We start from the raw sequence: 12586 nt of genomic DNA, 5'->3' as shown, positions 1-12586 counted from the left end.
GATAACCGCGCCGTCTTCAATGCTGCGAGCTACGCCGGACACGCCTCACAGTTCCTCTGGAATCAGGCGCTCCCCGAGCAACAACGGCAGGATGAAACTGCATAACGAACCATGCTTGCCGCTCCGAATTTGGTGCGGCAAGCTTTCTTTATTACGTCCATGCCTTCTAAGCACGTAATAGACCGAGATCGCTAACGGCCGAATTTCATAGGGTGGCGGTGGAGGCTTACGGACAAGTCCACCGTGTCCAGTAACGGGGTCGATGAAAAGGCGCCATGTTCTGTTGGCCGTTGTCCTCGCAGCCGCCTTTTCACACACCCCGCAACACGCGGGGTTTTTATTCTTCACCGGATTTTCCGATTCGCTTGGCCCAGTACGTAATATGGCCGCGTCCAACGAACACTGCACTAACGCATATAATGGCCATGAGCATGAGTAGACCCGCCACCGGTAACGTCCCGAGAGCGGTTGCTTTAATTCCAAACAATTCAATTGTGAGTGAGTTACTGGAGTCTTCCATGCGCGCACCTCTGCTTAAAAAAGTAAAACAAGAGGTCGCTGCTCGCTGCGCAATTTCATCCGAATCGCAGGACTATGCAATAGCAACGATGCAAACAGGGCGATGTTCGTTAACCAGCATTTAACTAATTTCTCCGCAAGGCCCTGATATCATTGAGTAATCTTTGATGTTAGCAAGTTTGGCTTGCGTGGCAAAAAACGCTAAACAGGGAACTATCCACAACCCTTGAGCGGCACTTTACTATCACCTACAGTAAACTACTGATTAAACTTGCTAATTTTTGCACGAGATTTGCATTGCCACATCAAGGTTCTGAACGCTTAGTTGTGTTTCCTTGGTGTCGTTGCGGCTAACGCTTGGCCGGTTACTCTGATACGCGATACGGGCCGCGCTCATCGGCGTCTCGCAGCCGATCATCCACGGAGCGATTCCGATTCGCGGCCAATGTGACCGACGATGGTTGCGCTTCCATGATTAGGCATGGCGCTTAGCTTTCATTGTTTTAGGTTTCTTCCGGCCAATCTTCAGGGTGAAAGAGGGCGCGGTGCCGTGACCTGCCTCTTCCAGCCATTTCTTGACCTTATCGCCGTTGAGTACGAGACATATCTTCTCGTCGTAGCACTCGCCGGGAATTTCTTCTTGGGGTATCCGGATTCAGGATTCAGATGGGCTAGCACAGTGCAAGTATGGTGCTTGTCTGGTGCCTCATCGTAAGACGCTGAATAATTGGGATAACCCTTCGGTTTCTCCTTCATGTGAGGTGTCTGGTGTTTGGTGAAGGTTGGCACCCAAAGAAAGGTCTCTCCACATACCTCATAGACCTTGATGAGGCCTGCATTGTGCAAGCTTGGGGCGGAATTCCATTTTCCCTTCGGGGTCGCAAAGACACCATAGGCCGATAAAGAACAGACGCGCCTCATATGGCAACTCGCCTAATTCCTCGTTCATAAAGAAGCTGGTTTTTTGTTGCGGGCGCGACTCATGACGTCGCCTTACAACCTCTATTCATGCAATACGGGTGATAAAATTCCACATCGCAACACTTTCACTATTAGACGCCAACACATCTTTCGGTTTTTCGTCGGGGACTAGGCGTGTTGGCAACCCAGCCCCTTGCCAGCACAATGATTCAGCTCCTAAATTGCCGCAACTAAAAGTTATCCCCAGCCACAAGGTGACCGGTGCAGCACATCGACCCAACAGCAGCCCGTATTGCGAGAGATGATGAAAAACGTCGCCGTGAGAAGGAAAAAAGGCTTGAATCACGGATGGGGAAAGACGTGAAGGCGATATTCAGGGATGCCGCAGGAAAAGGTGAAAAAGGCGACATGAAGACGACCTATGCCGTTCACAAAGCTTCCGCGAAGCATCCGCGCAAGGTTCTTTGAGTTGGATTTCGGAGGCTATCCATTTCAACATGTCTGCGACATCGCGCCGATCATGGGTGAAGATGGGATCGTGCAGGCACTGATGCCGCAAGATCGATACGCGAAGCGCGACCTGTACCCGCTAAATAAGTATGGCTCTGGCCCATTTTGTAAATTCAAGATACCGCCCACCTACCCTCACCCCGGCGTGTATCTGCTCACCGTGGGCGATGACATCCGGTATATCGGGGAGACGAATAACCTCTCCCGCCGCTACAACATGGGCTACGGCACCATCTCTCCAAAGAACTGCTACAAAGGCGGACAGGAGACGAATGTGCGGATGAATAACCTAATCTATAATTCTGCGTTGTCTGGCGAGGTGATTTCACTTTGGTTTCATCAGACAACAGACTTTAAAGCCCTTGAGGTAGCTTTGCGCCTCGCGCGCCGCGCTCCATGGAACCGCGTTTAAGACCGCCTTGCTACCATCGCGTCCACCGATGCCTTCAAACGGGCTATTGAGTGGATACGAAAACGCAAAGCGCTGGACGATGCAGAGAAGGCGTTGCAGGATAACGAATAGCAGATGGGCGCTACACGGAGTGAGACCGTGAGCGCCCAAATTTTACCGCTGGAGATCGGTCAATTTTTTAGGCACGCAAGTGTCACGCAACGGCGTGGTTTCGGGTGCATCGCTATGCACTCGCGTGCCAGTTAGTGATTGCTAATAACGAAGCAGAAACAATCCGCTAAGTCATTACAAACGATAAGCTATGCTATCGTTCCAGAAGCGGTCGAGGCGCTGCAGCAGCTTGTTCATTTCGGAGAACTCGCCGGTGCCGATGCCGCCGACCTTTTCGATCGAGCCGACGTGGCGTTCATAAAGGCGGGCAACCGTTTCGGCGATTTCCTGGCCCTTTTCCGTCAGGCTGATGCGGACCGAGCGACGGTCGACACGCGAGCGCTGGTGGTTGATGAGACCGAGATCGACCAGCTTCTTGACGTTGTAGGAGACGTTCGAGCCGAGGTAATAACCACGCGAACGAAGCTCGCCGGCCGTCAGTTCGGAATTGCCGATGTTGAACAGCAGCAGGGCCTGAACGGCGTTGACGTCATCGCGACCCTGACGGTCGAATTCATCCTTGATGACATCGAGGAGGCGGCGGTGGAGACGTTCCACCAGGTGCAGCGACTCCATGTAGAGCGAGCGGATGGTATCTTCATGTGCATCGGCAACAACGGCCTGGGGCTTAACTTTGCTATTGATCATGACTGCCTCACTGTTTTGTTTGGCGGTGTGTTTGTTTGTCTCCCGCCTTGAGTGAGAACCTAATCAATGCGCATAAAATTCTACTTAAAAGCTACGATTAACAAATGGTTACCTGCATTTTCCCCGGAGGGCCCAACTTGTGGCGAAGCGGGAATGGTTGAAGGTCATCTATTATAAATCAATGACTTAGCCATGAAATGCGGCCCAAAATCAGGCCGAATTGCTTTATTCTTATGGTAAATCAATTCTTGCGCGTTCTTCATTCTGGCGCTGATCCAGCCAGAAAGCGACCAGGAATAGTATATAAATGGTTGCCACAAGGCCGTGCATGACGGGTACGAGCGTGTTGGCGCCGAAGATATGCGGCCACACCTTATACATGGCGATCTGCGCACCCGCGCCCATGACCCACATGACCGCGCCCCAGGAGGCCCCGAGCCAGAGACCGAGTGCTGCGACAGGAAAAATAACCGCCAGCGCGCTGCCGGCCACGCGCCAGGGCAGGTTCAGCATATCGAACCGCCCATGGCCCCCGAGCGAATATCCCGTCAGCATCGCCCAATATTGCAGGCCGAACCAGAAACAGGAAACCGCGACCAGCCTCATGAAGACCAGAAAGAGGATTTCCGTAAGCGGGCGTTTCGGCAGAGGTTGAGAATCAGGTTCCATGGCCGGAAGATACGGTCTCGACGAACGGGCGACCAGCCCATATTGAATCCCACCGCCTGCCTTGTCAAAGCATCATCGTCATCGCAGGACGCCGATGAGGGAAGATTGTCGCATTCGCATGGGCCAAGCTTCATGCTATGCAGCTTTCCAAATTTGATCGAAGGACATTCTTACATGCAGGACAAAACGCATCTGGTCGACGAGATCACCGGCCATCGTCGCATGCGGCGCAATCGCAAGGCGGATTGGACGCGCCGTCTGGTGCAGGAAAGCCGCCTCACCGTCGACGATCTCATCTGGCCGGTCTTCATCGTGCCGGGCAGCAATATTCTCGATCCCATTCCGGCGATGCCGGGCGTCAACCGGATGAGCGTCGACAAACTGGTCGAAGCCGCGAAAGAGGCCGCCGATCTCGGCATTCCGGCAATCGCGACCTTCCCGAACATCGAAATGGAACTGCGCGACGAGACCGGTTCCAACGCGCTCGAGGCGAATAATCTCATCAATCAGGCGACCATCGCCGTCAAGAAAGCCGTTCCCAATATCGGCATGATCACCGATGTCGCGCTCGATCCCTTCACCAGCCACGGCCATGACGGCATTCTGCGCGGCGACGAGATCGTCAATGACGAGACGGTGGAACAGATCGTCAAGGCGGCGATCCTTCAGGCGGAAGCCGGATCGGACATTATTTCTCCGTCGGAGATGATGGATGGCCGTATCGGCGCCATCCGTCGCGGCCTCGATGCCGCCGGACACCAGAATGTCGGCATCATGTCCTATGCGACGAAATTCGCTTCCGGTTATTACGGCCCCTATCGCGAGGCCATCTCCACGGCCGGCCTGCTGAAGGGCGACAAGAACAGCTATTACATCAGCCCCGCAAATGGCATGGAGGCGATCCGCGACGCAGCCCTCGACGTGGAGGAAGGTGCCGATATGCTGATGGTCAAGCCCGGCCTGCCCTATCTCGACATCTGCTGGCGGCTGAAGGAGAATTTCGGCCTTCCGACCTTCGCCTATCAGGTCTCCGGCGAATATACCCAGATCAAGGCTGCCGCCATGAATGGCTGGATCGACGGCAATCGGGTGATGATGGAAACGCTTCTCTGTTTCAAGCGCGCGGGTTGCGATGGCGTTCTGACCTATTTCGCCATCGAGGCCGCACGCAAACTCGCGAAGGGCTGAAGGCCCGCACTTATTGTATTCGGTCGTTTTCTTCCCATATTGTCTGCTGACACGGCACTCATGCCGCGCTGTCATGCCTTCTCAGGAGAAAACGACCGATGAGCCTCGACCAGAACCCCACTTATGCCGCACCGGATGACTGGCGCGCCTATAGCGGCGTCCTGAGCCGGCGGGTCTTCGCGTTCCTGATCGATTATGCGATCGTTCTCCTGCTGTGCATTCCGGCCGCGGTCATCGTCTTCTTCCTTGGCGTGATTACCCTCGGCCTCGGCTTCTTCCTCTATCCGGCGCTGTTCGTCATCGTTGCGGTGCTTTATTTCGGCATGACGCTCGGCGGCCCCTCGCAGGCGACCCCCGGCATGCGGGCGATGGGGATAGCCATGGCGCGGATGGACGGACGGCGAATCGATTTCCTGCTGTCGACCGTTCACATCGTGCTTTTCTGGGTCATCAACTCGGTTTTGACGCCGCTGATCCTGCTTGCAGGCCTGTTTACCGAGCGTTCGCGCCTCGTTCACGACTTCCTGCTCGGCACCGTCATCGTCAGAACGCGCTGATATTGCGGAAAGCCACGCAAACGTGGCTTTCAAACCCCGCAAATGCCGCATCTCGCAGTTGACGTTTTCCGGCATTTTGCCATTCTGTGACATTATGCATGTCGCTTGAAGCGCCGCCGCCAACCCCGTGAAATCGCGGCGCGCTTTCATAACAGACGCAGGAGGCGATCACGGTTCGATGAACACGCAGGCGACGCCCTCTCCCCAATTCTATCTTACGGCGCCGGCCACCTGCCCCTATCTGCCGAACCAGATGGAGCGGAAGGTCTTCACCCATCTGGTCGGCCCGCGCGCTTCGGAAATGAACGATCTTCTGACCCAGGGCGGTTTCAGGCGCTCGCAGAACATCGCCTATCGCCCGGCCTGCGAAAACTGCCGCGCCTGCGTCTCCGTGCGTATCCTGACCGAACAGTTCCAGCCGACGAAATCGATGCGGCGCGTTCTTGCCGCCAACAGGGATGTCGTCGCCACCGTTCACGCCGCCGAGCCCTCCACCGAACAATTCGCCCTGTTTCGCCGTTATCTCGACCACCGCCACCAGTCGGGCGGCATGTCCGACATGTCGGCGCTGGACTATGCGATCATGGTGGAAGACACGCATGTGAACACCCGCATCATCGAATATCGCGTGCGCGAGCCCGGCTCCGGCATCGATTCCAGCAAGCGCGGCGAACTTCTGGCCGTGGCGCTCAGCGATGTGATGAGCGATGGCCTGTCGATGGTCTATTCCTTCTTCAATCCCGATCTGGAAAAACGCTCGCTCGGCACCTTCATGATCATCGATCACATTACCCGCACCCGCGCCCTTGGCCTGCCGCATGTCTATCTCGGCTACTGGGTCGATGGTTCGGAAAAGATGGGTTACAAGACCCGCTACCATCCGCAGGAGCATCTGACGCCGCGCGGGTGGGAGGTTTATGCGCCGGAAGAAAAGTAACCCGCGTTTGGAAGTGTCATAACGATAACCTCCGGAAATCGTACATTGTATACGAATTTCAGCCATGTTATAACGATTGTTATAACAGGAGTTATCACCATGAACATTACGATCCGCAAAATCGGCAATTCCGAAGGCATCATCATTCCGAAGGAAGTTCTGGATCGCATGGGTCTCAAGGCCGGCGACGCGCTGGAACTCAGAGAAACTGCCGGCAATATCGAACTCGTTCCCGAGCATGCGGAACTGAGAGAACAGCTTGAAGCCGCCCGGCGTGGTATGAAAAAATACCATACAGCTCTGAGAGAACTTGCCAAGTGAGCAATATAAAGTGGCTCTCCCGTGTCGCCATCGAAGTTATACATCAAGAGCAATTAGCCGAACACGGTGGCTTGCCGGGCCTAAAGGATGAAAACGCACTCGAGGCAGCTTTGGCGCGTCCATTGCACAAAGCTGCCTATGGAGAAGAGGAACCGCTGAAACTCGCCGCCGCTTATCTTTACGGTATAGCGCGCAACCATCCCTTTTCCGACGGTAACAAACGCACGGCTTTTCTCGCCGCCTACACCTTCCTTTTTATCAACGGACTTGAAGTCGTTGCCGAGCAAGCGGACATCGTGGCTTTTGTTCTTGATGTCGCAGCAGGTGAGATCGATGAGGACGGCGCATACCGTTTTCTCAAAGATCACACTATCCCGCTCCATTGAACAGAAACGCCGCATATCGTTTCGATACGCGGCGTTTCATCGATAACCTGTCAATACCGGACGGCTTTACCCACCAAACTTCCCGCTGCGCGGAAAGCCCTTCGGCACGGTGCGGCCCGCTGTTGCGCGGTCGGCCAGCCATTCGCGCAGTTCTTCACCCACCTTGTTGAAGAGACGCCCGGCCGTGTCGGACCATGACAAGCCTTCGGCAAGCGCGAAACATTTAACGTCGACAACGCCGCCATCCTTGTAGCGCTGCAGGCGCACGCCCTTGCCGCGCGACATTTCCGGCACCTGCGCCAGCGGGAAGGCCAGGAGCTTGCGGTTTTCGCCAACGACGGCGACATGGTCGCCCGTGACCGGCACGGCGAGCTTGGCTTCATCGGGCATCGAGACATTCATGATCTGCTTGCCCTTGCGGGTATTCGCGACCATTTCGCTCTCGGGCACGATGAAACCGTTGCCGGCCGTGGAGACGAGCAGCAGCTTGCGTGACGGATCGTGTACGAAGGCGGTCAGGATGTCCTGATCGTTTTCCATGTCGACCATGATGCGGATAGGCTCGCCGTGGCCGCGACCGCCCGGCAGCTTGTCTGCGCCGAGCGTATAGGCCTTGCCGCCTGTCGTCAGCAGCAGCAGCTTGTCGGTCGTCTGCGCAGGGAAAGCGAGTTTCGGGCCGTCGCCTTCCTTGAAGGTGAGCGACGAGGTGTCGGACATGTGCCCCTTCAGCGCCCGGATCCAGCCCTTCTGCGAGATGACGATGGTGACCGGTTCTTTCTCGATCATCGCCTGCTGGATGGCCTCGATATCAGCATCCGGCGCATCCGCGAACTGCGTGCGGCGGCGGCCGATCTCGGTTGCCTTGGCATATTTCTTTTTGACCTCGCCGATTTCCCAGGCGACGGTCTGCCATTGCTTGTCATCGGAAGCGAGCAGCGCCTCGATCTCGGCCTTCTCATTGCTGAGGTCGTCGAACTCCTTACGGATTTCGAATTCCTCGAGCTTGCGCAGGTTGCGCAGCCGCATGTTGAGGATGGCTTCGGCCTGGTTGTCGGTGAGCGACCACTTGGCCATCATCACCTGTTTCGGCTCATCCTCCTCGCGGATGATGCGGATGACCTCATCGAGATTGAGATAGGCGACGAGCAGGCCGCCCAGGATTTCCAGCCTGCGGTCGATGGCCGCCAGACGGTGGCGGGAACGGCGGACCAGCACGTCCTTGCGATGCGCCAACCACTCGCTCAGCACCTCGTTCAGCGCCATCACCTTCGGCACCTTGCCGAGCGACAGCACGTTCATGTTGAGCGGCAGGCGGCTTTCGAGGTCGGACAGGCGGAACAGCGATTCCATCAGCAGCGTCGCATCGACGGTACGGCTCTTCGGAACCAGCACGATGCGCACGTCTTCGGCCGATTCGTCGCGAATATCCTCGAGAAGCGGCAGCTTGCGGGCAATCAGCAGCTCGGCGATCTTCTCGATCAGGCGCGATTTCTGCACCTGGAAGGGAATTTCGGTGATGACGATCTGGTAACCGCCGCGGCCGAGATCTTCCGTCTCCCATTTGGCGCGCACGCGGAAACCGCCACGACCGGTCTTATAGGCATCGAGAATATTCTCGCGGCTTTCGACGATCACGCCGCCGGTCGGCAGGTCGGGGCCGGGAATGAATTCCACCAGCTTTTCCACCGTCGCATCGGGATGCTTGATGAGGTAAAGCGCCGCGTCGCAAAGTTCATGGGCGTTATGCGGCGGGATCGAGGTCGCCATGCCCACCGCAATGCCGGAGGCGCCATTGGCGAGCAGATTGGGGAACGCGCCCGGCAAGACGACCGGTTCCTCGTCTTCCTCGTTATAGGTGGCGCGGAAATCCACCGCATCCTCGCCGATGCCCTCGAGCAGCAGCGCCGCAACCTCGGTCATGCGCGCTTCGGTGTAACGATAGGCGGCGGCGCCGTCGCCATCGATATTGCCGAAATTGCCCTGCCCGTCGACAATCGGATAACGCTGCGAGAAATCCTGCGCGAGACGCACCAGCGCATCATAGACCGACTGATCGCCATGCGGATGGAATTTACCGATCACGTCACCGACGATACGGGCGCATTTCTTGAAGGCCGAGTTGGGGCGAATGCCCATTTCACTCATGGCGTGAATGATGCGGCGATGAACCGGCTTCAGGCCGTCGCGCACATCCGGCAGCGCACGATGCATGATCGTGGACAAGGCGTAAGCGAGGTAGCGCTCTTCAAGCGCCGCCTTCAAATCGACCGGATGAATGTTATCGTCTCCGCCGGACGGAGGTACAAGATTTTTTCCCATGGTGCTTGACTAGCGGAAATGCCGATTCCCGGCAAGAAATTCGGGGGTCGCGCCTGTGGATGAACGCAACCCTTTCATGCGATTTTTTGTTAACCGCGTTGCAAATGCCGCAATGCCGCCGTCATGGGAATCGATCTAAATCCTATAGACCTTTGAATAATCGCGAATATAAGTATCAGCATTCGAATTCGAACACGGTACACAGCCGTACGTTGAGGGAAGAAACATCATGAGACTGAAATCCACCCGGCAGGTTCTTTTCGCGAGCGCCGCGCTTCTTACGCTTTCGGCGCCGGCTTTTGCGCTGGATGGCGGGGATGTGCTGAAGAAGATCAATGCGGCCTATGCCGCACAGGGCGGCGAGATCGCCGCCGGCTCCGTCGCCGTCAACGGCTCGACGGTGACCCTGAACAGCGTGACCTTCAACGCGGTCGCCGATCCGGCCAAGAAGATCCCGGTCGGTAATGTGACGCTCGAAGGCGTCGAGGAAAACAACGGCGGCTACAAGATCAAGAACGCCCGCTTCGATAATATCGACTACAAGCAGGAAAATGTAGAGATCAAGGCAAGCGACATCTACATGTCCGGTCTCGTCATTCCCGCAGACTCCACCACCGGCACCGTCGATGCGCTGATGTTCTACGACGAAGCACATAGCGGCCCGGTTTCCGTTTCCATCGACGGCAAGCCGGCTTTCTCGCTTGAGGAAACCAGCGCGACAATGTCGGTCAGCGATGACAAGAACTCTATCGGCTTCGAACTCGACGCTTCCGGTTTCAAGGCCGATCTCAGCGAAGTGACCGATCCTGCGACCAAGGACGCGATCGAAAAGCTGAAACTGCAGGCGCTCTCCGGCGACATGACCATGAGCGGCAGCTGGGAAGTGGCCTCCGGTACTATCGATGTTGAAGAATACGCCATCGACCTCGATGATGTCGGCCGCCTGAACATGTCGTTCGGTTTCTCCGGCTACACGCTCGCCTTCATCAAGTCGATGCAGGAGACGGTGAAGGCGCAGGCCGCCAATCCGAACAAGGAACAGGCGGACCAGGCGGCAAGCCTCGCCATGCTCGGCCTGATGCAGCAGCTCTCCTTCATCAACGCTGAAATCAGCTTCGAAGACGCCAGCATCACCAAGCGCGCCATCGACTATGCCGCAAGCCAGCAGGGCATGACGGGCGATCAGCTTGCCCAGACCATCAAGGGCATGGCCCCGATCATGATGGCCTCGCTCAACGTGCCGGAACTGCAGAACATGGTGTCGGCGGCCGTCAACGCCTATGTCGACAATCCGAAAAACTTCTCGATCACGGCGGAGCCGGAAAAGCCGGTTCCGTTCCCGATGATCATGGGCGCTGCGATGGGCGCGCCGAACACCCTGCCGAAAATGCTCGGCGTCACGGTGACGGCAAACGAATAAAACTAAAAAAGCCCCGGTCATGCCGGGGCTTTTCTTTTGCGCTCAGTGCAGCGGCGCGGCAGCACCATCCTGTTTATCGTGCAGGGCGAAGCGGTCGATCATGTGGGCGCTCGCCTCGTTGACGCCGATCACCTCGACCCGCCTGCCGGCCTTGCGGAATTTCAGGACCACCTTGTCCAGAGCGCCGACCGCGGAAATATCCCACAGATGCGCCTGGGTGACATCGATTGTCACCGCCTCAACCTCCTCGGCAAAATCGAAGGCGGCGATGAAGCTTTCCGTCGAGGCAAAGAAAATCTGGCCATCGACGCGATAAATCCGCTCCCGGCCATCGGCTGAAAGCTCCGGCCGGACATGGAAGAGTTTCGACACCTTGCCCGCGAAAAACACACCGGAGAGAAGGACGCCGGCCAACACGCCCTTTGCAAGATCGTGGGTCGCAAGCACCGTGCCGACCGTCACCAGCATGACGATGCTGGAGGATGGCGGGTTGCGGCGCAGATCGAGGATGGAGCGCCACGAGAATGTGCCGATGGAGACCATGATCATCACCGCCACCAAAGCGGCCATGGGAATGATGCGCACGAGATCATCCAGCACCAGTATGAGGAACAGCAGGAACGCGCCCGCGACGAAAGTGGACAAGCGGCCCCGACCGCCGGAACTGACATTGATGACGGACTGGCCGATCATGGCGCAGCCGCCCATGCCGCCGATGAGGGCGGAGGCGATGTTGCTCGTCCCCTGCCCGATGCATTCCCGGCTCTTGTTGCTGCCGGTATCCGTCATGTCGTCGACGATCTGTGCCGTCAGCAGCGATTCCAGAAGACCGACGGCGGCGAGCGCGACGGAATAGGGAAAGATGATCTGCAGCGTCTCGAAGGTCAGCGGCACCTGCGGCAGGGCGAATATCGGCAGCGTCGAGGGCAACTCACCGAGATCGCCGACCGTGCGGATATCCATGCCGGAAAAGACGGCGACACAGGTGAGAGCGATGATGGCGACCAGCGGCGATGGTACGATCTTCGTGACCAGCGGGAAGAGATAGATGATCGCAAGGCCGGCCGCGATCATGACGTAGGTTTCGACCGGCACGCCGATCAGCTCGGGCAATTGCGCCATGAAGATCAGGATCGCCAGCGCATTGACGAAGCCGATCATGACCGAACGCGAGACGAAGCGCATCACCCGGCCGAGTTTTACAAGGCCCGCCAGAATTTGCAGCACGCCCATGAGAATGGTGGCGGCAAAGAGATATTGCAGCCCGTGTTCCTTGACGAGCGTGACCATCAGGACGGCGGTGGCGGCGGTTGCCGCCGAGATCATGCCCGGTCTGCCACCGGTGAAGGCGGAGACGCAGGCAATCGCAAAGGAGGCGAACAATCCCACCTTCGGATCGACGCCGGCGATGACGGAAAAGCCGATGGCTTCGGGAATGAGGGCGAGTGCCACGACGATGCCGGAAAGGAGATCGCCGCGAATATTGGAAAACCACTCACGTCTGTAAGTCTGAAATCTGTTCATTTGATTTTTTCGCAAAGAATGACGCACCGGCCGGAGCCATGTCCGGTAGATTGAAATGAAATGTCGGTGCTTTGCGTTGTCTGGCGGATCGGCGGCCAGAAGAGC

At 57.1% G+C, this 12586-nt stretch carries 12 protein-coding genes and 1 other annotated feature (1 of these 13 only partly in view); of the genes, 8 read left to right on the top strand and 4 right to left on the bottom strand.

The window, feature by feature from the left end:
* The first annotated feature begins 1701 nt into the window (after positions 1 to 1701).
* Both L901_RS26800 and L901_RS00720 read left to right on the top strand, forming a co-directional pair.
* Positions 1702 to 1908 (top strand): hypothetical protein, encoded by a 207-nt coding sequence (locus L901_RS26800; RefSeq protein WP_147401446.1) that lies wholly within the window; start codon positions 1702 to 1704, stop codon positions 1906 to 1908.
* Entirely contained in the window at positions 1862 to 2362 is a 501-nt protein-coding gene (locus L901_RS00720; protein ID WP_183044060.1) for a hypothetical protein, read from the top strand. Before L901_RS26800 ends, L901_RS00720 begins: the two co-directional genes overlap by 47 nt.
* 285 nt (positions 2363 to 2647) lie before the next feature.
* Here the strand turns inward: L901_RS00720 and ldtR are convergent, their stop codons facing one another.
* A complete protein-coding gene (gene ldtR, locus L901_RS00715; RefSeq protein ID WP_026363448.1) occupies positions 2648 to 3157 on the bottom strand; it encodes a transcriptional regulator LdtR in 510 nt (169 codons plus the stop codon).
* A 234-nt stretch (positions 3158 to 3391) separates the two neighbouring features.
* Positions 3392 to 3829, bottom strand: coding sequence for a DUF6163 family protein (locus tag L901_RS00710; RefSeq protein ID WP_003496683.1), 438 nt, complete (start codon positions 3827 to 3829; stop codon positions 3392 to 3394).
* A gap of 174 nt (positions 3830 to 4003) precedes the next feature.
* Between L901_RS00710 and hemB the strand changes: the two genes are divergently transcribed.
* The 5 genes from hemB to L901_RS00685 all read left to right on the top strand — a co-directional run bounded on the left by hemB (position 4004) and on the right by L901_RS00685 (position 7218).
* Positions 4004 to 5017, top strand: a complete 1014-nt coding sequence (hemB, locus tag L901_RS00705) for a porphobilinogen synthase (protein ID WP_059753161.1) — start codon at positions 4004 to 4006, stop codon at positions 5015 to 5017.
* 98 nt (positions 5018 to 5115) lie between these two features.
* Entirely contained in the window at positions 5116 to 5574 is a 459-nt protein-coding gene (locus L901_RS00700) for an RDD family protein (RefSeq protein WP_035217820.1), read from the top strand.
* Between the two features lie 178 nt (positions 5575 to 5752).
* Complete coding sequence (locus tag L901_RS00695) at positions 5753 to 6511, top strand: arginyltransferase (RefSeq protein WP_059752531.1); 759 nt, start codon at positions 5753 to 5755, stop codon at positions 6509 to 6511.
* 99 nt (positions 6512 to 6610) lie between these two features.
* On the top strand, positions 6611 to 6832 hold the full coding sequence (locus L901_RS00690; RefSeq protein WP_059752528.1) for an AbrB/MazE/SpoVT family DNA-binding domain-containing protein: 222 nt from the start codon (positions 6611 to 6613) through the stop codon (positions 6830 to 6832).
* Positions 6829 to 7218 (top strand): type II toxin-antitoxin system death-on-curing family toxin, encoded by a 390-nt coding sequence (locus L901_RS00685; protein WP_059752524.1) that lies wholly within the window; start codon positions 6829 to 6831, stop codon positions 7216 to 7218. Before L901_RS00690 ends, L901_RS00685 begins: the two co-directional genes overlap by 4 nt.
* 66 nt (positions 7219 to 7284) lie before the next feature.
* Here the strand turns inward: L901_RS00685 and parC are convergent, their stop codons facing one another.
* Positions 7285 to 9537 carry a DNA topoisomerase IV subunit A gene (gene parC, locus L901_RS00680; protein ID WP_059752521.1) on the bottom strand — a complete coding sequence of 751 codons (2253 nt, stop codon included), beginning with the start codon at positions 9535 to 9537 and terminating at the stop codon, positions 7285 to 7287.
* 229 nt (positions 9538 to 9766) lie between these two features.
* Between parC and L901_RS00675 the strand changes: the two genes are divergently transcribed.
* A complete protein-coding gene (locus L901_RS00675; protein WP_003520791.1) occupies positions 9767 to 10957 on the top strand; it encodes a hypothetical protein in 1191 nt (396 codons plus the stop codon).
* 42 nt (positions 10958 to 10999) lie between these two features.
* Here the strand turns inward: L901_RS00675 and L901_RS00670 are convergent, their stop codons facing one another.
* A complete protein-coding gene (locus L901_RS00670; protein WP_059752514.1) occupies positions 11000 to 12481 on the bottom strand; it encodes a SulP family inorganic anion transporter in 1482 nt (493 codons plus the stop codon).
* A 74-nt stretch (positions 12482 to 12555) separates the two neighbouring features.
* Positions 12556 to 12586 (bottom strand) — a sequence feature (sul1 is cis-regulatory element that is thought to sense ions involved in sulfur or methionine metabolism; They are found in Alphaproteobacteria); it runs 25 nt beyond the window's last position.

This window comes from Agrobacterium sp. D14 (assembly GCF_001526505.1).
GTDB lineage: Bacteria > Pseudomonadota > Alphaproteobacteria > Rhizobiales > Rhizobiaceae > Agrobacterium > Agrobacterium leguminum.
This window is presented reverse-complemented; position numbering and strand designations above follow the sequence as displayed.